Below are 22,897 nucleotides of genomic sequence, written 5' to 3' on the forward strand. Positions count from 1 at the left end.
CTCGATGATCGCAAGCGTCGCCTACAGCTTGAGCCAAAAAATGGTCTTTATCGCAGTTCCAGTCGCTTCTCGACGCAAGCCGATATAGTTAACTGCTAACTTCAGCATCGATGGAATGCGTAGCCATGGCGGCGCTTCTCCTCCATATATCTAGGACGCCCATGCTGCTTGAAGCAATGTGACCCAATGCAAGCTTTGACGGCAGAACCACGCTTAAGACGAGGCACATCGACGTGCCGCCTTCGCTTACCGCTTAGGAGTGTCTAGACAGGTCGTGACCGGACCGACGATGGCGCGAACAACCGAGCGCGATCCGTGTCCGGTAAGCCCGGAGGTGGGCATTGGGGTCGGTACCGGATGGGCGACCGGCGCCAACTTCTATTTCAGCACATAGCGCGGTATCAATCTGCATGGCTCGTGCGCAAAAGCTGAAGGTTTACAGGACGGTCGCTGGCTTCAATGATGCCTATGTCGCTGCAACGAGTCAGAAGGCTGCCCTCGAAGCCTGGGGCAGCGAGCGAGACCTGTTCGCGCGAGGGATAGCTGAGCTCGTCACAGACCCCGCGCTGACCGCAGAGCCTTTGACGTCGCCAGGCGTGGTCGTGAAGCATTCTCGGGGCACGACCGCGGAGCAGATCAAGGCCATGCCGGCCCCCGAACCGCGGACGGCGCGGCGAGATGTTACGGGTCATCCCGAAGCGTCCAAACAGCCGCAAAAACCGAAGTCTGCACCGAAACCGAAGCCCAGCAGCGCGAAGCTCGAGGCGGCGGAGGCTGCGCTGGAGACGGTGGCGGCCGATTACGGCGGCAGGATGAAGGGGTTGGCGGACCGGGAGGCCAAACTGGCCCGCGAGCGACGTGAGCTTGAAGAGCAACACCGCGCAGACGTCGGCGCGGCAGCGGCTGCAGTTGAAGTTGAGCGTCAACGATATGACGCCGCCATACGACAATGGCGAAAAGCAAAAAGCGACACTTGAGTCGCAGCTGCCTACGGGCATGGTCTATCACGCCCGCAGCGTCCTGTGTCGCGACGCTGCTATTCATGGTTACCGCTTCGCTAACCCTCAATATCCGGAACGATCATCCTTCGACACGGCTTCTGGATCCGTGAGCAAACCGAACTGTCGACAGGAATCATCATGAGCACGACCCTCGTATCAGCCGTTTTCGACAATCACGCCGATGCAGAGCGCGCCGTTTCAGAGCTGCGCGCTGCGGGCATTAGCGACAGCGCGATTTCGGTCGTGGCGCAGCACAATGGCAAGAACACGACCACAGACGGCAACGGCGACACGCAGGAGTTTGTCGGCAAGGTCGCAGCCGGCGCTGGTATCGGGACCCTGCTCGGTATCGCGGCGCTCGCAATACCCGGCGTCGGCCCTCTCGTTGCAGCGGGCGCGATCGCGTCGGCAGCGATCCCCGGTGCAGCCGTCGTCGGTGCGGCGCTCGGTGGCGCCGTCGGGGGGCTGGAAAAAGTCATGACGGATCATGGCGTCAGCCGGGTCGATGCCAGCTATTATGAGGGGCGCATCAACGAAGGTGGCGTGTTCGTGTCGGTCGATACCGCCGGGGCAGGGGTCGCTCCCGAGGACGCAGCCGATGTGCTGCATCGCTCCGGCGGTCACACATCGACGCGTGCCAAGGTCGCGTCGGCGTAATCCTCTCTGATTTGCTGGCTCGAAGAGACGGGGCGTTCCGAACGGGGCGCCCCGTCTCGGCATTGGACAGCATCGAAGGCGAGCATCGCGGTGCCTGAGCTGAAGCTGTGTGCGCATCCCGCCATTTGCCAATGTGACCAGGCCCGCTACAGGCCGCCCCGCAATGGCGCATGTCAGGACCTCATGATGATCAGTACACCCCGCTCGATCGACGACCGCATCGCAGAGGTAGTCACGCACGGGGACGCGGCTTGGTTCGACAATAATCCTGATCGACGCATCCGGATACGCCAGGCCGTTGCAGGGGAGTTCGCCGAAAATATCGGACAGCCGCCTGTCGGAATGCGGTGGTTCGTACTCGTCCTCGAGGCGCAGCCCGGTGCTCGCCTTCGTCAGCCCATTGCCTTGTCGATCGGGTTTGACATCAGCGGTTTGGACGATGGCGCGCTGTTCAGCCTGTTCAAACAGGCGGCCCCCGTGGAATCACGCGATCTGCTCAACAAGCTCCGCGCGGCGAAGCTACCAGGGATCGCAAAGCCGGCGAGCTGAAGGTATCCCAGGGCTCGACGATCTTCTCGCGGGCAGAAGCCTTCCCAAAGGGCGCTTGGGGTAAGGGCAGTCCACCGCTACGTTCACGAAGGCGTTGGCCGGGGAAGGGCATCGAGCGCTGCCGATACCTGCAGGCGCAAATCGTCGTCCCGGGAAATCTCGAGCATCGCGCTAAGACTGTTGCGGGCGCCGGCAACATCTTCTGCGACCAGCTGAAGTCTGGCTCGCTCCCACCAACCATGGGCGTGCGTGGGCGCCACGATCGTCATGCGGTCGTACAGGACTAGCGCGCGCGCGGGATTGCCGGCCTGCTCGGCACGCGTCGCCTGGTTGAGCAGCAGTCGAACAAGCGCCGATCGGTTCGACAGGGGCAGCATCCCGTCGGAAAACCGTGTCTGGCCCGTCATCTGCTCCAACAAGGCTTCCACCTGTTCGGGGGCGACGATGCGACCGTCATTGAAGGGATCGATGATCAGCGCATCCGGTGCGTCGCCAAAGCGGACCAGGACGTGACCGGGGGTGTTGAGCGGCATCGCCGACCATCCAAGGCGTCGGGCCATTGCCACATAGAGGATCGACAGACTGATCGGCAGACCGAGCCGTCGATCGACAACAGCGATCAGGTCCGCGTTCTGGGGATCGTCGTAGTGCGTGCGGTCGCCGGAGAATCCGAAATCCTCAACCATGACGCTGCGCAGGGCCTGGGCCTGAGCGACGCTTCCTGCTGCGTCGCCGTCCGCAGCGCGCAGGGCCAATTCTATGCCAGCCAGTTCGTCGATATATTCATCGAGATCGATACCGGGATGATCGAGCGCTGCGAGTTCCAGGGCGGCCAGATCGAGCTCGATCTCGCCGTCTTCCATGAGCCCGAGATGAAGAATGCTATTGGTCATGCGACGCTAGATGGGGACTCTTCTAATCGTTCCTATGCCCGACTTGACAGCCGGCATGATCAGCCGAGCGACAACCGGAACGGCGTCGAGGATTACACGCCGCCACCGATCGGACTGGCGTGAAGGCTGCGCCGACCCGAACGAAACTTACCCCGGAGCCGGCGCGTTGCGGCGGTGCCGGAGCAGTCTGCTTCGCAGCCATTTGCTTAGCGAGGATACTATCATGGGCCTGTTTTCCAAAGACATCGTGACGTTCGACGACCTGTTCCTGCACCAGTTGCAGGACGTGTATTACGCGGAAAACCAGATCACCAAGGCGCTGCCGAAGATGGTGGCCAAGGCAACGGCGCCAGCCCTGAAGCAGGGTTTCGAAACCCATCTGCGTGAGACGGAAGGCCAGATCACGCGCCTCCAGCGGATTTTCGACCTGCTTGGCGAGAAGGCGAAGGCCGTGACCTGCCCGGCGATCGACGGCATCATCAAGGAAGCCAACGAAGTCGCCGGCGAGATCGAGGACAAAGCCGTTCTGGATGCCGCGCTGATCGCGTCGGCACAGGCTGTCGAGCATTACGAGATCACGCGCTATGGCACGCTGATCGCTTGGGCGAACCAGCTCGGCCGCGCCGATATCGCTGCGATCCTGAAAGAAACGCTCGATGAGGAATATGCGACCGACGACAAGTTGACCGCGATGGCAACGTCGAGCGTGAACGTCAAAGCGGAAGCGGTCACCGCATAAGCGTTTCGGTGTCGGGGGGCCAATGCCCTCCGACCATATTTAAACCATGAAAGGCACGTTCGATGGCTGATGATATCGCGTTCACGCTTCCCGAAGCCTTGCGTGCGCAAAAACACATGCGTGATGCACTGGGCCTGGGTGAGGAACGGTTCCCGGTCCCCGCCTTCATCAACATGGTAAGCGACGAGATCGAGCAGCTGCGCAACGCCGGGAAGACCGATGGCGAAATCGCCGCGCTTGTTGAAGAGTCGAGCGGTCACGCCCTCACCGAAGCGGAGATCGCGCGCTATTACACGCCGGCCGAAGACCGGCATTCCAACGAGCACTGAAACCGCCCCAACCAGCTCGGGAATTGTGCCTCTTGTTGAGGGCAGGGGACACAGATTTTCTGTCCTGAACAAGACCGCCACTTCCAGCGTCGAGCGTCCTACCGGTCCTGATACTGTGATCTACGCGTGGGTGGGCGATCATGAGCAACGGCGATGCGACCCATCTCAGGGCGATACGCCATAGGCTGCGAACTCGTCGGCGGGTGCGCTTCGCGGTGAACATGCCGCCCTTTAACGTGACACGGCGGCGATATTCGATGCCCGCGACTGTTCTGGCGATATCGTTCTTGCGGCAACAGGACCGTGTCCACCGTGCGCGTATGCTGTGGATAGGGGACGGCGTACGGTGCGTCACCGTCGAGCCCGGCGTCGCGGGTGAAAGCAGCACGATAGCCGGTCCCCATCCCGTCGGTTGGATACCAGTCTGAGGTCCAGTTCGTGCGCGCCTTACCCGTCATCGAAAGGCGTCGCTCGCCCGTCTTCGGATCGAAGCTTCTGGCGGTCGAATCGACATCGACAAAGTTGGATTTGCTCTTCCAATAGTCTCGCAACGCCCGGTCGCGCGCATCGCCGACCAGCCTGTGCTGGTGATCATGGCGAAGATGATCGGGTCGCACCCCTTGCCGGACCTGGTACCCGATGGGCGGCAGGCTCAAGACCTATCCAGGCTATCCACATGACACGCCGACGTCATCAACGCTGACATGCTGGCGTTCATCCGCGGATGAGCGACGGGCGCAGGCGGGATACGTATCGCGCCTGCCAACCCTCTACCGAAACAGGTCGATGCCGGCGATGGCCATATACGTCTTGGGGGATGCAAGACCGATGAAGGTCATGCGGACGTAGACGGCGTCGATTTTCGTGTCGAACACGATGCGTTGCGGCGAGAGCGCGTTGGCGATGTTCGAGAACTCGTCGGCAGCCGCCTTGACCCATGTCCTCCCGTCGAGGCTTGTCTCGACAAGGAATCGCTTCGGTGGCGCGGTATCCGTCATCACCGCGCGCGAGGGCGTCAGGATAAAGCCAGCCAAATGCTGAGGCGTGGTCAATTTGAATGTGACGGTCGGCCGATCCGCAGTCGACGCAACGGGAACCTGCCAGACTGTGTTCGAATCATTGTCGAGCACGGCGCCGGCAGTCTGTCCCGATGCCGAGACGATCGATATCTCGGAGGGCTGCAGCACATCGCGGCTACGCGCGGCGGGCAGCGCGACTGCGATCGGGGCGATCTGGCGGAACAGCGCGATCTCGCTGATCGCCGGGCACGCCTGCGCTGCGACGATCCGCAGGCGCAGCCGTCGTGCGACGACGGGCGCGGGCAGGCGGACGACACGCTGTGCGGCGATGCACGTGCCCGATGCGATCTCCGACCACCCCTTGCCGCGATCGACATCGATCGCAAACCGGTCGACGCGGACGCCAAGCGGCAGGAACTCCCGGATCCGGACGAGATCGAAGCTGCGGCCGGGCGGAAGGTCGAGGACAAGGGTCGGCGTATGGACGGCGTCGGGGGTCGACCAATAGCTTTCAGGACTCCGATCGAGCACATTGGCCGCCGCAAAGCCCGGTCCGCGAATGTGATCGGCTGACGCGATCGCGCCGGTCGCACGATTGTCCGCGAACGTCGCGCGCTGCGCGATACCGAATGCTTGCAGAACGGCGACGTCGGGATCGGCCAGACGCCCGCGCCGGTCGGGTGGCAGGTTCAGGATCAGATTGGTGCCACGCGCGATCGATTCGTCGAACAATTGCAGCATCCGTTCGGGATCCTTGACCTTCGCATCCTCGTCGGCGTGGTAGAACCAGCCCGGGCGGATCGAGGTGTTTGTTTCGGCGGGCCACCATAAGGGGCCGTTGCGAAGACCGGCGTTGCCGTCCGCTTGGCTCGGCTTGCGGTTGGCCATGGTCGGCCAGCACGGATCGCCGGCGACACCATCCTCGTTGCCGACCCACCGCACGTCGGACCCTAGCGGTTCGAAGGTGCAGGCCATGGGCTGATGCTGATGCACCAGGGCGAAGATCGACGGCCAGTTATAATAGGTCTCGGAGTTGATCTTCCGTGTCTCGCGGGCGCCGCCATAATAGCCGTCGCCGCCGTTGGCGCCGTCGAACCAGAACTCAAACAGCTGGCCGTAGCGCGTACAGAGTTCGACGATCTGTTTGCGGTAATAGTCGAGATAGCCGGGGCGGCCATATTCGGCGTGATTGCGGTCCCAGGGTGACAGATAAAGGCCGAAGTCTAGGCCGGCGCGCCTAGCCGCTTGCTCGAATTCGCGGACCACATCGCCTTTACCATCACGAAACGGGCTGTTCCTGACGCAATGCTCGGTCAGCATCGTCGGCCACAGACAGAATCCGTCATGATGCTTGGCGGTAAGCACGATCCCGCGCAGGCCGCCGGCCTTGGCCGCTCCGACGATCTGATCCGCCGAGAAGTCGGTTGGTGCGAACAATTTGGGGTCTTCGTCTCCATAGCCCCATTCGCGATCGGTGAAGGTGTTGATCGAAAAATGGACGAAGGCGTATTGCTCGCGTGCGTGCCAGGCCAGCTGGCGCGGGGAGGGGGTTGCTCCCCAGGGCGCGGGTGAAGTTCCGGGCGATGGCTTGCGCGCCCAGCCGCTAGACGACGCTGTCGATGCCAGGCCGGAGGCGAGCCCCGAGGCAAGCATAGCGCGGCGGGTGATGATCGACATGGAGACTCCTGGAACGTTTCGGGTCATGTGGCATCGCTCTGGCGTGGCGTGCTGCTGGCGGCGCCCGGAGCGGTTCTGCGTAGCGCGACGTCGTAGCGTCGGCCCTTCACAGTCTCGAACGTGATAGACTGTGCATCCTGCTCGAACCGGACGATCGTCCCCCGCTGAACAACCTTGAGCGGTTCGAACCCTGACGGCAATCGGACTGAAAGGCGCGTGTCGCCGGCAATTACCGTCGCGTCGACATGGCCATCGCTCCACGCGATCGCAACCTCGTGACCGCCCCGCGCGCGGAGCCCGACGACGCGACCGTTGGTCCATTGCGGGGGCACCGCAGGCAGCAGCGCGATCTCGGTTTCGCGGCTCTGTAGCAGGATCTCCGCGATCGCCGCAGTGATGCCCAGATTGCCATCGATCTGGAATACGGGCCGTGGCTTTGCCGGATGCGTGTCGAGCAGGTTCGCTGCGACGCTGTCGGCGATGAACGCGGAAAGCGATCGCCCGGCCTGCGCGCCGTCACCCAGCCGGGCCCAGACCGCGGTCGCCCAGGCACGGCTCCAGCCCGTGCTGGCACCGCCATGCGCCTCGCGGCGCGCGATCGACACGCGCGCAGCCCGGGCGAGCGCGGGCGTCCGGACGGGGTCGATCGCATCGCCAGGATAGAGCGGATAGAGATGCGAGATGTGTCGGTGGCCCGGGTCCTGCTCGGCGAAGTCGGTCGCCCATTCCTGAAGCTGGCCATATCGGCCGGTGCGATAGGGCTCGAGTTGCTTCAGCAACCCGGCGAGGCGCACCGTGAGCCCGTCGACATCACCGATTACCGCCATCGCTGCGATGCAGTTCGTGAACAGTTCGCGGATCAGCGCGAGGTCCATCGTACAGCCTGCCGAGATCGCGGCGGACTTGCCGGCCGCGGTCAGAAACAGGTTCTCCGGCGAGATCGACGGGGCGGTCGTGAGATGGCCGCTTCGCGGATCGCGAACCAGCCAGGCTGCACAGAATTCGGCGCAGCCTCGCATCAATGCAAAGCCGCGCGTCTTGAGGAAGTCGCGATCGCCGCTGAAGCGGTAATGATCCCAGACGTGCTGTACCAGCCATGGGCCCGCCATTGGCCAGTTCGCCCAATTGGGATCGCCGACGCCCGCGCCGACGGGGTTGCTCATTGCCCACAAATCGCTGTTATGATGCACACACCAGCCCGGCATTCCGTAGAATTGCCGCGCGGTGCGGGCGCCGGTGACCGCGAGTCGTTCGATATGATCGATCAGCGGAAGATGGCAGTCTGCGAGATTGCAGCTCTCGGCGAGCCAATAGTTCATCTGCAGATTGATGTTGGTGGTGTAGTTCGAGCTCCAAGGCGGGCGCACCGCGGCATTCCACACGCCCTGAAGATTGGCGGGCATCGTATCGGCACGAGAACTGGCGATGAGGAGATAGCGGCCGAGCTGGAACAGGCGTTCGGCACGCGGTGTATCCCCGTCCCCGATCGTGCCGTTGAGTTCGAGTGAGGCGCGGCGGTAGAGCGCCTGATGATCGCTGACGTGACGCTTTACTAGTGTCGTATAGTCATGGCGTCTGGCAGCCGCGAGGTCGCGTTCGGCCGAAGCGCGGACCGCGGCGACGGGTGTGTCGGGCGCGAGGTCGAAGCGGCGAAACCCTGTGGCGGCGGCGATGCGGACGATCGCGGTTGTGGCGCCGCGGATGTGCAGCGCGCCCTCCGACGCGGTGATCGTGCCGCCATCTGCTTCGACCGACAGGATCGTCGCGAACGCCATGCCCCGACCGGGGCTATCCGAATATCGAATGGGATCGGGAACGTCGCGGTAATCGGGCTCGCTCTGCGTCGGCGCCTTGCCGAGCAGGGTGATCTGGTTGCTGCCTGATTGTGCGGTAGCCGTCGCCGTCGCGCGCAGCTTGCTCGTCAGCATCAGGCGGCAATTGATCATGCCGCGCCGATCCGCGGTAAGCCGCAGCACGATCACGCCATCGGGGTGCGAGGCGAACAGGTCGCGGCCGAAGCCTGTCCCGCCAGAGCGATACGTGACGGATGCAACCGCGCGATCGAGGTCGAGCATCCGGCGATAGTCCTGCGGGGCTTCGCGATGGTCCATCTCGAGGTGGAGATCCGCCATCGGTGCATAGCTCGCACTGAATGGCCCCTGGAGCGCATGGCTCAGTTGATCGGCGCTGACCGGATCATCGGCGAACACGGCGCGGCGAACTGCAGCGAGTGCGTAAAGGTTGCGAGGATCGGCATGGTCTCGATCGACGCCCGCCTGCCCGGGGTTGACGTCGGGCTGGCCGCTCCACAATGTATCGTGATTGAGCGACAATATGTCGCGTACGACCCCGCCGCCCATCATCGCGGCGAGCCGGCCGTTACCCACGGGGTGCCCGAGCAGCCACTCGCTCGCGGGCTCGGTCGCCGCAATCCGGTTGCGCTCGTCCGCGCCGAGGGCGTTGGCTTCGGCGGCGCCCAGCCCAGTGAAGAGCCCGGCGAACATGGAACCGGTCCCTGCTGCCATGACGCGGCGACGTGATACGCTGGCGAATGCGTCGGCGACGCCCGGTGGTTGACCCGTCATGCTTTCCCTTCCCGCATGGCGGCGCGTCCGGTGGCGCCGCCATGCCTGGCTACGGCCCTAGAAATCCAGGGTCGCCCCGATGTTGATAGACCGGCCGAGCGCATCATAGACCGAAGGCGAGGTGTTGACGCGCTCCGCCGCCTCGAGCGGGGGGCTGGGACGAACCGGCGCCGCCCGGTTGAGCACGTTGTTGACGACCATTCTCAGCGTCAGCGCCCGCGATACGGTGACGCTCCCGCTCAGGTCGAACACGTCATAGGCGGGCAGATACTTATATGCATCAGGCACGCTCGGATCGTCCTCGCCGAAGATCGGATTTCCATCGAGGCGCGAGTTCTTCAGCCCCGAATTATGCCTCCAGTTGACCGAGACCAGCGCCTGGGTCTGCGCAGCTTCGGGCGAGCTGAGCGTAAACCGGAAATTGTGCTGATACCGGCGATAGCCCTGCCCGGCATAGGGCCCGAACAGCCCGACCACGTTGAAGTCGGTGTCGGGGAGGCCGAGATCACCGCCCTTGGCGGTCTGCAGCGTCGCGACATAGCTGGTGGAGAACCGCGCCCAGTTGCCCATCCGCGTGTCGTAATTGGCAGAGAAGTTGAACCCGCGGGCATTCGTTCGGCCAAGGTTGCTGTATCCCTGGTTGATATAGCCCGTTGCTGCTCCGGCGTTGCTGAACAGCGTCCCGTCGGCGTTGCGCTTCAACTGTCCGCAGAAGAAATCATAGCCGGTGTTCGCGCAGGTCTGCAGGAAATCGATTGCGCGGTAATAGCCGATGCCGTTCTGGATCTCGATGCTGTAATAATCGGCGGTCGCGGAAAAGCCGCGCAGCATGCGGGGCGTCAGGACGAGGCCGTAGGTGTAGGTGTGCGCGACTTCGGGCGTCACCAGACCTTCGGAACCGTTGCGGACAGTGCACAGGAAATCCGGACATTGCTGGATCGCGCCATATTGTGCGGCGGTCACGCCGGTGCTTGCGCAGACCTCGCGGCTCGCAACGGGGCTCGTCCCTGCGCACGGATCGCCCAGCGTGTTCGTGTCGAGCACGCCGTAACTGGCGTTGGCGTTCGACGAAAGTTCGTAGATGCTCGGTGCGCGGGTTGCCTTGTTGTAGCTCGCCCGGAACAGCAGGTCCTCGATCGGCCGCCAGCTGCCGTCGATCTTGTATGTCGACCGCACCCGCTCGACGCCGGAATATTTCGATCCACGGATCGCGGCGCCGATACTCAGGTCGCGGATCAGGGGGCGGTCGCTAACCAGCGGCACGTTGACCTCACCGTAGAGGTCGACCGCGTTGTTGGACAATGTCGAAGGCGTCGACCCGAACGCAGCCTGATAGGCGGCGTCGGGGCGCGAACGATAGCCGCTCGACCGATATTCCCCGCCAACCGCGATGTTGATCCCCTTGGTCGAAAACGGGCTTCTGATGCCATATTCGCCGAGGTCGCCGGTGACGTTGGCATTGCCCACCCATTGCTCATACCGCTCGCGGAACACGCCGCCGCCCTGCGCGAACGACAGATAGTCGACGGCCGCGGCGCTTGGCCCGTTGGTAGAGAAAATGTCGAGCGGGACGCAGCTCGGGTCGGATCCGCTGACCACCGCGGCGCAGGTCGGCGTGCCGTTGACGTCGACCACCTGCAGTGCGGTGGCGACCTTGGCGGGGTCGATGCGGCCGAGCTGTTGCTGGCGGTAGAGCGTGGTCGAATAAACGCCGCCTACGTCGTAATGCCATGCGCTGCCCAGATCGCCGCGAAACCCCGCCACCGCGCGATAGATCTCGTTGGACGACAGCGTCGACTGCGCGTCGGTAAAGCGGTAGCGGACATCGGTGCGGACGTTCGTTGCCGTCCCCGCGGCAGTACCGCACAACGCGCCTGCCTGCTGCTGCGATAGAAGCGGGTTGTCGCAGTTGATGTCATAGGGGATCGAACCGGGCTGGATGGTAGCGGGATCCGACTGGCTCCGCGACTCGGACCTCAGATAGAGCCCGTTTGCGTAGAGCTGCAGCGCGGGGGAAACCTCGTAGTTGAGGAAGACGGCGCCGTTGTATCGCTTGTTCTCGCGCTGGAAATAGAAGCTGTCGTTGTAATTGTAGCCGTTGGCCCCCGTGAACGGGACGAATTCGCGACTCCCACCCGCCGCGTTCGTGAGGACGGAGCCGTTCTGCGCCGGCCCGGACAGCGCTTGGAAATAGCCAGCCGGCGTTGCCGAGGACGGTGAGGCGCAGACGACCGACTGCCCCGACAAGGTGATCGGGCAGACGGAAAACGACCTCGACGATGCGAGGACCGGCTCGACCTGGCTATAGGCCCCGAAGAGCGAGATGTTGCCGCGGCCGCCGGCGAAATTTTTGCCCATGCTGATATTGGCGTCGAACCGGCCGCCATCATTGGCCATGCCGCTGGGCACGGCGAAGCCTGCGGCACGCGCGGCCTGCGCGGCGATGTTGTCGCGATTGTCGGCGTTGTAGAAGCCGTAATTGACGTTCGCGTTGACGCCCTCGAAATCCTTGCGGAGGATGAAGTTCACCACGCCGCCGATAGCGTCCGAGCCATAGACGGCAGATGCGCCGCCGGTCAGCAGATCGACGCGCTCGATCAGTCCGACCGGCACGACGGACGCATCGATGCCCTCGGTGACACCGATCCGCTGACCGTCGATCAGGGTTAGCGTCCGGTTGGTCCCGAGCCCGTGGAAATCGAACTGCTGGCGTCCGTTGCCGTTCGATAAATTGGTGTCATTGTTCTTGATCGCCGGAACGCGGTTCAGCACATCCTGGACGCTGAAAGCTGCCTGCAGCTTGATGTCCGCCTGGCTGACGCTGGTCACCGGCGCGGTTTCGACGAGATTTTTCGAGCGGATGCGCGATCCCGTCACGACGATGTCGCCACCAGGCGGCGTCGGACCCGTCGTGTCGTCCTGTTCCGTGTCGGGCTGGTTCGCCGGGCGTTGCGGCAAAACCTGTGATTGAGACCCCGTCATCGACACGCGCATCGGAGCGGCGGGGCGTGCGATCACATAGACGCCCTGTCCCGTTCGCGACGTGACGAGACCACTGCCCTGCAGGAGCCGGTCGATCGCCACGTCCGGTGTCATCGATCCGCTGATTGTCGGGGATACGCGGTCGGCGAGGAGGGTTTCGTCGAACACCATCTGCACGTGCATCTGGCGGCCGAGCAACCGCAGCGCCGGGCCGAGTGGCTGGGCCTTGATGTCGACGCGAACCACCCGCTGCGCCTGTGCCGGAGAGACCGCCATCACCGTAGCGATTGCCACGCAGCTTACGCCAAGAATTCGTCGGTCCCTTAACATCATCGATCGCCCCTCTTCCTCTGTTATACTTTTGTGACGTACGAGGGTGTCGAACACTCACTTCATTACGAAAATTATCTTATAATTTCGCTTTATCTCGGTTTCAGCGACGGCGGCTCAAGCGGATCCCCTCGCCGTCAACGGCAGCATCGACCGGGAAGGTTGTGGCGATTGCGTCGGCAAAGGCATCGACATCGCCATTGTTGAAGACCCCGCTGACGCGAATGTCCGCGGCACCCGGATCGACGATGATCCGGCGGCGCTGGGCATAGCGGTTCATGCGTTCGGCGGCGGCGACGAGTGTCTCCGACGTGAAACTCACCTGCTCTGCGCCCCAGCCGTCGTTTCCAATCGATGAGCTCACGGATCCGACGAACCCCGATACCGGCAGGCCGATCTCATGACCCGGGGTCAGCGCACGCTCTGCGGTCAGTTGGTGCCCACCCAGCCGGACGACCTCGTTCATCTGCCCCTGGGGGGTATCACGCAACACCGCGACCCGACCCTCGAACAGCGCGACCCGCACTTCGCGGCTGAGCCTTTCAACCGAAAACTCGGTCCCGGTTGCGATCACCACGTTTCGCCCGCTGCGTACGGCGAACGGGCGCAGCGGATCCTTTGCGACCTTGAAGCGCGCGCGACCCTTCTCAAGGACGATGTCGCGGCGTTGCGGGCTGAAGGCGACCGTGACCATGCTGTCGGCGTCGAGCGACAGACGCGAGCCATCGGCCAGCGCGATGACACGTCGTTCACCGATCGCGGTGCGATATTCGTCGCGGCCGCCGTGGCGCCACGCCAGCGAGCCCAGCGAAAGCGCAAGCAGGAGCACAGCCGCGATCGCCCAAGCCACAGGTCGGGACACCATCGGCGTCCGGATCCAGCGACGCTGCCCCGCGCGATGTACGGCACCGAGCGCTTCGCGGCGTAGCGCGAGCATCTCCGGAGCGTCGGCATTTTCCTCAACCGCGTCCCAGGCGGCAAGCGCTGCGCCCAGGCGCTCGCCCCGGCGCGGGTCGTCGGCCAACCATGCGTGCAGGTCGGTGCGCTCCTGCGGAGACAAGGGGCCGTCGGACAACCGCAGGCACCAGTCGATGACGGGGTCCGCATCGGATTGCGGCGCGGTCATTACGAGTCTCCCATGGCGGCAAGCAGCGCGCGCATTGCGTTCGCGATATGTTTCTCGACCGCGCTCACGGAAATGCCGAACGCATCGGCGATCGCCTTACGCTGCATGCCTTCCAATCGGTAGAGAATGAAAATCTGGCGAGTCCGGTCAGGCAGGCCGCCCAGCGTGCGCGCGACGCACCCGACGCTCTGCCGCGCGGACAGCAACCGCTCGGCGTCGATCGGATCGACGCCGAGGTCAGCATCGGTCGCTCGCGATTGCTGATACCGGTACCGCGTCGCGTCACGTCGATATTGATCGCGCAACAGGTTGGCGGCTGCCTGAAAGATATAGCCTTCGGGATTGTCGGTGGCCGGCCCCCTCATCGTCGCCATGCGGATGAAGAGATCCTGGATCAGATCTTCCGCCTGCACGGGATCGCTGAGACGACGGACGAAGAACGCCATGAGCGCCGGCCGCATGCGTTCCATGGCCGCCGACAGATCGCGTGCCGGCATCGCGCCGGCCGGAGGCCTATGCTTCATCATGCTAGATAGACGGGCAGGCGCGCGATGTGCACAGTTTAAAAAGCCGCTTTGGTTATGGGGTTCGTCAGGCAACTCCACGATCAGCAGCGCGTACCGCGGGCGGGGTGGGTAGATACATATTGCCAGCTCGGCGAGAACGGCCGAACGCAACGTCTTGGCGCGAGAGCGTGACCGCGGACTGAGAGCCCTGCGGCGCATGCGACGACGAGGATGGCGATGAAGCAGAGGATGATCCCGGTTCCCCGTCTGACGACTTTCGTTGCAGTGCCGCTTGCGCTGCTGCCGTGCGCCTGCGCGGGTGGACCGAGCACCGCGTCGATCGCCGCGCAACCGGCCTTTGTCGCTGAACGGTTCTTCGCCGGGCGGCTGGACGGAACGGGCGTGCTCAAGATCGCATTTCGGGCGCCGGTCCGGACGCATGTCGCGAGCGTCGGTCGCGTCGCTCCCGACAGAACATTGATCCTGGACCAGCATATCGAGCAGCAGGGCAAGCCGCCGCGCGATCGGCAATGGCGGATCGTTCCGCTCGGGCACGGGCGCTACACGGGCACGCTGACTGACGCGTCCGGACCGGTGATGGGCGAGGCGGTCGGCAATCGCCTGCATCTGGCCTTTCGTATGCGCGGCGGCATGATGGTCGATCAGTGGCTGACGCTGTCACCCGATGCCCGGGTCGCGCAGAACCGGCTGATCGTCCGCAAACTCGGCATGACGGTGGCGACGCTCGGCGAAACCATCAGGATACTGCCATGAGCGCGCATCGCGAACGTCATCTCGTATCGCGGAGCGGCTGGCTTCGTGCCGCGGTGCTCGGCGCGAATGACGGGATGGTGTCGACCGCGAGCCTGATCGCGGGCGTTGCCGCATCAGGTGCAACGACTGGCGCCGTGTTCGTGGCCGGCGCGGCGGCGATGGTCGCGGGGGCAATGTCGATGGCCGCGGGCGAATATGTGTCGGTCAGTTCGCAGGCCGACAGCGAGGCTGCCGATCTGGCGCGCGAGCACGGCGAACTCGCAAGCGACTGGATGCATGAGCATGACGAGCTCGCGCAGATCTACGTGGCGCGCGGTCTCGATGCGACGATCGCGAGCGAGGTCGCGCGGCAATTGATGGCGCATGATGCGCTCGGCGCGCATGCCCGTGACGAACTCGGCATCTCCGAAATCGTCATGGCACGCCCGCTCCAGGCGGCATTCGCGTCCGCTGTCAGCTTCGTCGTCGGCGCGATACCGCCGCTGCTGGTGGCCATCCTGACGCCTGCGCCACACCGGCTGCTAGCGGTGACGGCAGCGACTCTGGTCTTCCTCGCGCTGCTGGGGATTGTCGGGGCGCGGACGGGTGGCGCAAGCCCGTGGCGGCCGGCGCTTCGCGTCCTGTTCTGGGGTGCGGCGGCGATGGCCGCGACGGCCGTGATCGGGCATCTCGTGGGTCGCGCGGTCTGATACCTGGCCCCGAGCCGGGTGCGGATTTCCGCGGCTCGCGTGAAAGTGCGCGCGGCGGCTTCGACGAAAGGGCGCCAATAGCGGCGTTTTTGATCGTGGGTGCGACTGGTAACCGCCTCCTATCGGCGTATACGACCGGATCGTAGACGGAAGGGCCGGCGATCGGCCCGCAAGGAAAGATGCTGCTGCACCCTTATGGATTCTGCTGATCAGACCCTGGAACAGCTTGGCTGGGACGCACATTTCGAGAGCCAGGTCTCGGCGACCGAAGTTGCCTATTGTCATCCCGCCAGGGTCATGGCCGTCCACCGCGGCCAGATCGCCGTGGCAGGGGCGGGCTGGGCTGGCGATCTGTCGCCCTATATTGCCGGTGCCACGCCGTCGGACGATCACCCGACCGTGGGCGACTGGCTGCTGACCAGCGCGGACAGGGCGCAGGCGCTGCGTGTGCTCGGTCGCAAGAACCTGTTCAAGCGCCGTGCGCCGGGTGATCCGCGCGGTGAGCAGATGATCGCCGCGAATGTCGACACGGTCTTCCTCGTCGCGTCGTGCAACCAGGATTTCAGCGTTGCGCGGCTGGAGCGGTATCTCGTGCTGGCACGCGAGGTCGGGGTCGATGCGGTCGTGATCCTCACCAAGATCGACCTGACGGACACGCCGGAGACCTATGTGGACGCGGTTCGCGCGATCGAGCCCGGGCTGATCGTCGAGACCGTCGACGGCCGCGAACCTGACGCTGTGGCGCGTCTCGCCGCCTGGTGCGGTATCGGCAAGACCGTCGCCTTTCTCGGGTCGTCGGGCGTCGGCAAGTCGACACTCGTCAACACGTTGCGCGGATCCGCCAGTATCGCCACCCAGGCGATCCGCGAACATGACGGGACGGGGCGGCATACGACCACGGTGCGCCAGATGCACCGGCTCGACCAGGGCGGTTGGCTGCTCGATTTGCCGGGCATGCGCGAATTGCAATTGTCCGACGCGGCCGCGGGCATCGCGGAAGTGTTCGATGACTTTACCCTCGCAGCGCAGGAGTGCCGGTTCTCGAACTGCGCGCACGGCGGCGAGCCGGGCTGTGCGGTGCGCGCGGGGATCGACGCGGGCATTTTGACGCCCGAACGCTTTGCGCGCTGGCGTGCGCTGGAAGCGGGCGAGACCGCCGCCACCGCACGCACCTCCCGACGGCGTTCTCGCTAGCGCCGCGTCGGGGGGCTTGAAACCGCGGTAGAGCTCGAAAACGGTCGCGACGATGCGCTCTTCCCCCATTGCCGGTTCGGCCGGGCGCTCATCACGAACCGCAATTTGCCGCCCTGTCGGATCTCATCATCGCGAAGATAGGCACGGGTGAGGGGCTGGCCGTTCAGGGTGACCGACTGGACGTAGCGATTGGCGGTCGAAAGGTTGTCCGTGCTGATCACGAACCGCTTGCCGCCGGGCAGCATCAGCGTCGCCTTGGGCAGGAAGGGGCGGCCGATGACATATTCGTTCGCGCCCGGCGCGACGGGGTAGAAGCCGAGTGCGGTGAAGACGAGCCAGGCGGACATCTGTCCGAGATCGTCATTGCCGCTCAATCCCACCGGCGTGTCGGCATATTGGCTGGCGACGATCTGCCCCAGCCGCTCCTGCGTCCGCCAGGGAGCCCCGGCATAGCTGTAGAGATAGGCGACATGATGGCTCGGCTCGTTGCCGTGGATATACTGGCCGATCAGCCCGGCGATGTCCTCGGCATGGCTGTAGTCGATCTTCGACAGGTCGAAATCGAACATCGCATCGAGCTTCCGGATCGTCTTGGCGTCGCCGCCCAGCAGGCGGAACAGCCCCGCCTGATCCTGCGGCACGAACCAGCTATATTGCCAGGCATTGCCCTCGGTATAGTCGGAGCCGTAGTTGATTGCGGTCGGGTCGAAGGGGGTGCGGAACTGGCCGTCGGTCTTGCGCGCGCGGAGCCAGCCCGAGGACGCGTCGAAGCTGTTGCGCCAGTTGCCCGCCCGCTTCTCGAAGCGCCCGGCGATGTCCGCCCGGCCGAGTTTCCGCGCCATCCGCGCGATGGTCCAGTCGTCATAGGCATATTCGACGGTCTTGGAGGCGGCTTCGGGTTCCTTGTCGATCGGGACATAGCCGCGCGCGATATACTCGCCGAGCCCGCCATAGGCGGCGTGATCCGCGCTCGCGACCATCGCGTCGAGCGCGGCGTTGGCATCGAAGCCGCCAATGCCCTTCATATAGGCATCGGCGATGACGGGGACGGCGTGATAGCCGATCATCGTCCACGTCTCGCGCCCGGCGAACTGCCAGACCGGGAGGATGCCGTCGGGGCTGTGCGTCTGGCTGGCGAGCAGCGAGCGGACGATGTCGGTATTGGTCTTCTCCGGCTGGATCAGGGTCAGCAGCGGGTGTTCGGCGCGGAACGTGTCCCAGAGCGAGAAGGTCGACCGGACCGTGAAATCGGTCGCCTGATGGATCTGGTCGTCGGGCCCGCGATAGCGGCCGTCGCGGTCGCTCCAGATGCTCGGCGCGAGCAGGCTGTGGTAGAGCGCGGTGGCGAAGATGCGGCGCATCGGTGCCTCGGCCTCGAACGTGACGGCGCCGAGCGCGGTGTCCCAGGCAGCCTGCGTCTGCGCATGGATATCGTCGAAGCCGCCCGCTTCACCGTCGAGATTGGCGAGCGCGCCGGCTTCGTCGACGCCCGAGATCCCGACCTTCACCTCGAGCGGTTTCGTCAGGACGCCGAAATCGAGACGGGCCTCGAGCGCCTGGCCGAGCTTTTCCGCGAGCGCGTCGCTGTCGCGGCCCGGCCCCTGGAAACCCTTGTACGGGATGGCGGTCTCGCGGTTGACGAGCGCGTGGCCGGTCAGGGGGGCGGAGAAGCGCATCGCGAAAAAGAGCTTGCGCCCGGGTGCCCATCCGCGGGTTTCGCGAAAGCCGGTCAGGACACCGTCGTCGCGCAGGTGCAGCCCCGACCACAGGATCTTGCCGGGATAATTGTAGAGCGACGAGCGGAGGTCGAGGACGAGATGCGCCGCCTTGCCCGCGGGAAAGCTGTAGCGGTGCACGCCGACCCGCGAGCCGGCCGTCATTTCGGCGCGGGTTCCGCGATCGGCGAGCGTGACGGCGTAATAGCCGGGCTTCGCGGTTTCGGTGGCGTGCGAGAAGCGCGATCGGTAGCCGGGGGCGGCGGGCGTGCCCGGGTCCATCGGCACGTCGTCGCCGGCGACCGGCATCACCAGCACGTCGCCGAGATCCGAATGGCCGGCGCCGGAGAAATGGGTGTGGCTGAAGCCGACGATCGTCGGGTCGTCGTAGCGATAGCCGGCGGCGTGCGGATAGCAGTCGCGGAGGACGCAGGACGTGTCGGTGTCGGGCGAGAGCTGGACCATGCCGAACGGGGCGACGGCGCCGGGGAAGGTATGCCCCTCACCACCGGTGCCGATCAGCGGATCGACCGAGTCGCTCGGTCGCGGCGCGGTCTGGGCGAGGGCGGGGGCGGTGGCGAGCAGGGCGAGCGCCGATCCGGCGAGGCAGAGACGCTTGAGCATTGGCATGGCGGTCACCCGGTCTGGGAGGGGAAGGGGCTCCGGAGTCTGGGGCCGGAGCGGCAAGGCCGGGTGCTGATACCGGCCAAGTTGAAGACGACAGCATTCAGTTTGCGGGGCGATTTGGCAAGACGGCCCGCCGCCGGCGAACCGCTCGGCAGGATTAGTGCCGGTTCGGCCAAGTTCCGAGCCGCGGCGAATGTTGCGAATGTTGAGACCGAAACGGCATAAATCTGCTCCGCATAATCCATTTGACAATTTACTTTTATAATTGGCAAATAGGCAAGCAAAGACGACGTACCGTGATGATCCGATGAACCGGACGTCCCACCCGAATACGGGGGCAGGCACGCGATCGGCAGGGAGACGTGAGGGGGCAAGGACGTCCCGCACGCCGAAAAGGGGAAGTCTGATGAGCGCAACCAAGACAATATATGCCGTTCCGTCGCATCGCCGCCGCGCGCTGCGGTTTCTGCTCGCGGGCGCAAGCCTGAGCGCGGCGCTGGCCGGGACGGCGGGCGCGCAGGATGTCGCGCCGCCATTGCCCGCAGCCGCCACGACACCGCAGACCGGCGACACGACCGGAGCGCCCGACGCGGTAACGCCCGCATCGACGGCGACCGCGCCCTCGGGCCAGACGGCGGACACCGCGTCGGCCGTTGCGGGTGAGCAGGATATCGTCGTCACCGGCTATCGCCGCTCGATCGAGAAGAGCCTGAACCAGAAGCGCGAAGCCAACGCGTTCGTCGACGTCATCACCGCCGAGGATATCGGCAAGTTCCCCGACAAGAACGTCGCCGACGCGCTGCAGCGCGTGCCGGGCGTGGTCATCACGCGCGACGGCGGCGAAGGCGCGCGGGTCAGCATCCGCGGGCTCCAGTCCGACCTGACGCTGACGCTGCTCAACGGCAACTTCCTGGCCGGCGCGGACAGCGGCGATCCACAGCGGTCATTCAACTATGTCCTGCTGCCGTCGAGCTTTATCGCCAGCACCGAGGTCTACAAGTCGCCCGAGGCACGGCTGGAAGAAGGCGGCGTCGGCGGCACGATCATCCTCAACACACGCAAGCCGTTCGACGTCCCGGCCTGGTCGGGCTTCGTCTCGACCGAGGGCACCTATTCGGACACCACCGAGAAGTTCGAGCCGCAGCTCGGCGGACAGCTGTCGTGGAAGAACGAGGACGAGACGTTCGGCCTGCTGGTCGGCGGCGTGTGGCAGAAGCGGACCAACCGCGAACTGCGCAGCAGCTCGGAAAGCTGGCTGTGGTGGAGCGACCGCGACGCGCAGGGCAATGTCCTGACGCCCGCGACCGACGTCAACGGCAAGCCCTTCGCCAATGACGACGCAATCTCCTATTGGCCGGGGCAGGGCACGACCGCGCGCGACGGCACGCATTATTCGGGCTATTGGGCGCCGCAGTCGGTCAATGCGCAGGTGTTCGACCAGGAACGCGAACGCTATGGCATCCAGGCGACCGCGCAGTTCCGTCCGTTCGAGAATGTCACGGTCACGTCGAACTATTTCCGCTTCGGCTATAGCAGCGACTATACCGCCAATAATCTGAAGATCCCCGAATGGGGCTATAACGACTTCTTCACCGGCGCGACGCTCGACAAGTCCGGGACGATCTTCCAGTCGGCCAATTTCGCGGTCCCGGCGGCGGGGACGGGCTGTCTCGCGCGAGCGACCCCGTGCACGATGGAGACGCCGCAGATCGGCGGCACGTACAGCCGCGAAAAGCAGGTCTCGAACACGTTCGAAACCGAAGTGAAGTACAGCCAGGACCGGTTCGACGCGGTGCTGAAACTCGGGAAGACCAAGTCGAGCGGCGGCCCGTCGGCGCGGTTCAGCGTCGCTTCGAAGCCGCGGCTGACGATCCCCGGCCAGGAGCAGAACGGCAATCTGGTCAGCAACTGGGACATTTCGAACGGCATCGCCGATTTCACCTTCTCGCCCGAATTGCAGCAGAACATCCGCAACGGCATCGCGCAGATCGACGTCGGATCGACCAATTCGAGCTTCACGAACAGCGATCTGGCGCAGCGGTATCTCCAGCTCGACCTGACGCGCCGGTTCGACGGGTTCCTGAAGTCGGTGCAGATCGGCGGCAAATGGCGTGACCTGAGCATCCACCGCGAGACCGGACGCAATGAATGGTATGCCGATGCGGCCAACGAGATCCGCTATCAGGATACCGCGGCCGGCGCGGTCGCGCGGCCCGAATTCTTCTATGAAAATCCGATCGGCAACATCAACGGCGGGTTCAACGCCAACGTCGTGCCGGGGATCAATTTCGACAAGTATCTCAGCTATCTGAACGCGACCTATGGCGACGCGGTCCGCGTCAACGAGCGCGACTTCGTCTATGATTTGGGTGAGCGCGTGTTCGCGGGGTATGCGCAGGCGAACTTTGGCACTGGCGGTCTGCGCGGCAATATCGGTGTGCGCATGGCCAATACGCGTCAGTCGGGCAACACGTCCGACCGGCTCCAGTATCTGAACGACTATTGCGTCAACGGGCCGAACGGGTCGTTCGATCCGAACCGCCCGCTGGGCGCGGACGGCAATTGCCAGGTCCTGCCGCTGAGTGTCCGCGAGACGATCGTCAACACGCGGGCCGACCAGACCAAGACCTACACGGACTGGTTGCCGAGCTTCAACATCTCGTACGAGATCACCCCGGACCTGCTGGTCCGCGGTGCGGTCGCCAAGGTCATTTCACGGCCGTCCTTCGCCAATCTCGGGTCGGAACGGTCGCTGACCTATCGCTCGCCGCAATATGCGTTCGATCGCGGCCAGTTCGGCGAATTCGAGGGCTGGTCGGGCAGCGGCGGCAATTCGGAGCTCAACCCGTTCTCGGCATGGCAGTATGACGCCGGCATCGAATGGTATTTCCATCGCGGCTCGGTGCTGGGCGCGACGCTGTTCCGCAAGGACGTGTCCGATTTCGTCGTGCCGCTGGTGCTGAACGTCACGCGCGAGGTGGCGGGGGAGCAGGTGCTGATCCAGCCCTATTCGACGGTCGCGAACGGATCCAACGCGCGGTCGCAGGGTGTCGAGCTCTATGCGCAGCACACGCTGTCCTTCGGGCTGGGTGCGCAGGTCAACTTCACCTATAACGACACGTCGGTCGCCGACGTGACGCTCGACGGCCAGTCGGTCGGCTCGTCCGCGCTGGTCGGGAGCGCGAAGACGCAGATGAACGCCTCGGTCTTCTACGAGCATGGCAAGGTGCTGGTCCGCGCATCGTACAACCGCCGCGGCGAGGTCGTTGGCGGGCTTCAGTCGGGGCTGAACGTCTATACCAGCCCGTATGAACAGGTCGATCTCAACGCCGCCTATGCGCTGACCGACCGGCTCAACATCACCGCCTCGATCATCAACCTGACCAAGTCGGAAGAGAGCCAGCATCTCGGCAACGATACCAAGGATCGCTTCGTCTATCGGAATTACTTCGGGCGCCGTGCCTATGTCGGCGTGTCGTTCAACTTCTGATGGCGGGGACAAAAC

17 protein-coding genes are annotated in these 22,897 nt (G+C 64.5%); 9 read left to right on the forward strand and 8 right to left on the reverse strand.

Features of this window, described 5'->3' with window-relative positions:
* Positions 1–410: 410 nt before the first annotated feature.
* The 3 genes from GV027_RS16785 (at position 411) to GV027_RS16795 (ending at position 2,207) form a co-directional block, all read left to right on the forward strand.
* Positions 411–977 carry a hypothetical protein gene (locus GV027_RS16785; RefSeq protein ID WP_159512536.1) on the forward strand — a complete coding sequence of 189 codons (567 nt, stop codon included), beginning with the start codon at positions 411–413 and terminating at the stop codon, positions 975–977.
* Positions 978–1,139: 162 nt separating this feature from the next.
* Positions 1,140–1,658: a general stress protein gene (locus GV027_RS16790; RefSeq protein WP_159512537.1), complete on the forward strand. Its 519-nt coding sequence runs from the start codon at positions 1,140–1,142 to the stop codon at positions 1,656–1,658.
* A gap of 90 nt (positions 1,659–1,748) precedes the next feature.
* Entirely contained in the window at positions 1,749–2,207 is a 459-nt protein-coding gene (locus tag GV027_RS16795; RefSeq protein ID WP_159512538.1) for a hypothetical protein, read from the forward strand.
* Between the two features lie 83 nt (positions 2,208–2,290).
* Here the strand turns inward: GV027_RS16795 and GV027_RS16800 are convergent, their stop codons facing one another.
* Positions 2,291–3,100, reverse strand: a complete 810-nt coding sequence (locus GV027_RS16800) for a SirB1 family protein (protein ID WP_159512539.1) — start codon at positions 3,098–3,100, stop codon at positions 2,291–2,293.
* A 34-nt stretch (positions 3,101–3,134) separates the two neighbouring features.
* On the opposite strand from GV027_RS16800, the gene GV027_RS16805 reads away from it, so the two are divergent.
* Positions 3,135–3,839, forward strand: a complete 705-nt coding sequence (locus GV027_RS16805) for a YciE/YciF ferroxidase family protein (protein ID WP_236559274.1) — start codon at positions 3,135–3,137, stop codon at positions 3,837–3,839.
* 62 nt (positions 3,840–3,901) lie between these two features.
* On the forward strand, positions 3,902–4,168 hold the full coding sequence (locus GV027_RS16810) for a hypothetical protein (protein WP_056678619.1): 267 nt from the start codon (positions 3,902–3,904) through the stop codon (positions 4,166–4,168).
* Positions 4,169–4,266: 98 nt separating this feature from the next.
* On the opposite strand, the gene GV027_RS16815 is transcribed toward GV027_RS16810, so the two are convergent.
* The 6 genes from GV027_RS16815 to GV027_RS16840 all read right to left on the reverse strand — a co-directional run bounded on the left by GV027_RS16815 (position 4,267) and on the right by GV027_RS16840 (position 14,564).
* A complete protein-coding gene (locus tag GV027_RS16815) occupies positions 4,267–4,824 on the reverse strand; it encodes a hypothetical protein (RefSeq protein WP_159512540.1) in 558 nt (185 codons plus the stop codon).
* A 114-nt stretch (positions 4,825–4,938) separates the two neighbouring features.
* Complete coding sequence (locus GV027_RS16820; RefSeq protein ID WP_159512541.1) at positions 4,939–6,864, reverse strand: alpha-L-fucosidase; 1,926 nt, start codon at positions 6,862–6,864, stop codon at positions 4,939–4,941.
* A 23-nt stretch (positions 6,865–6,887) separates the two neighbouring features.
* Positions 6,888–9,449 carry a glycoside hydrolase family 95 protein gene (locus tag GV027_RS16825; RefSeq protein ID WP_159512542.1) on the reverse strand — a complete coding sequence of 854 codons (2,562 nt, stop codon included), beginning with the start codon at positions 9,447–9,449 and terminating at the stop codon, positions 6,888–6,890.
* A 57-nt stretch (positions 9,450–9,506) separates the two neighbouring features.
* Positions 9,507–12,725 (reverse strand): TonB-dependent receptor, encoded by a 3,219-nt coding sequence (locus GV027_RS16830; protein WP_159512543.1) that lies wholly within the window; start codon positions 12,723–12,725, stop codon positions 9,507–9,509.
* A 139-nt stretch (positions 12,726–12,864) separates the two neighbouring features.
* Positions 12,865–13,887: a FecR family protein gene (locus tag GV027_RS16835; RefSeq protein WP_159512544.1), complete on the reverse strand. Its 1,023-nt coding sequence runs from the start codon at positions 13,885–13,887 to the stop codon at positions 12,865–12,867.
* Complete coding sequence (locus tag GV027_RS16840) at positions 13,887–14,564, reverse strand: RNA polymerase sigma factor (protein WP_201302637.1); 678 nt, start codon at positions 14,562–14,564, stop codon at positions 13,887–13,889. Before GV027_RS16840 ends, GV027_RS16835 begins: the two co-directional genes overlap by 1 nt.
* 66 nt (positions 14,565–14,630) lie before the next feature.
* Here GV027_RS16840 and GV027_RS16845 point away from each other — a divergent pair, with 66 nt between their 5' ends.
* From GV027_RS16845 to rsgA, 3 genes are all read left to right on the forward strand, one after another.
* Positions 14,631–15,167, forward strand: coding sequence for a DUF3833 family protein (locus GV027_RS16845; protein WP_159512545.1), 537 nt, complete (start codon positions 14,631–14,633; stop codon positions 15,165–15,167).
* Positions 15,164–15,856: a VIT1/CCC1 transporter family protein gene (locus tag GV027_RS16850; protein WP_159512546.1), complete on the forward strand. Its 693-nt coding sequence runs from the start codon at positions 15,164–15,166 to the stop codon at positions 15,854–15,856. Before GV027_RS16845 ends, GV027_RS16850 begins: the two co-directional genes overlap by 4 nt.
* 195 nt (positions 15,857–16,051) lie before the next feature.
* Positions 16,052–17,050, forward strand: coding sequence for a ribosome small subunit-dependent GTPase A (gene rsgA / locus GV027_RS16855; protein WP_201302638.1), 999 nt, complete (start codon positions 16,052–16,054; stop codon positions 17,048–17,050).
* Here rsgA and GV027_RS16860 read toward each other — a convergent pair.
* A complete protein-coding gene (locus GV027_RS16860; RefSeq protein ID WP_236559275.1) occupies positions 17,047–19,395 on the reverse strand; it encodes a GH92 family glycosyl hydrolase in 2,349 nt (782 codons plus the stop codon). The genes rsgA and GV027_RS16860 overlap by 4 nt on opposite strands.
* Positions 19,396–19,798: 403 nt before the next feature.
* Here GV027_RS16860 and GV027_RS16865 point away from each other — a divergent pair, with 403 nt between their 5' ends.
* Entirely contained in the window at positions 19,799–22,882 is a 3,084-nt protein-coding gene (locus tag GV027_RS16865) for a TonB-dependent receptor (RefSeq protein WP_159512547.1), read from the forward strand.
* Positions 22,883–22,897 lie beyond the last annotated feature (15 nt).

Source organism: Sphingomonas sp. T1 (assembly GCF_902506585.1).
Classification (GTDB): Bacteria; Pseudomonadota; Alphaproteobacteria; order Sphingomonadales; family Sphingomonadaceae; genus Sphingomonas; species Sphingomonas aerolata.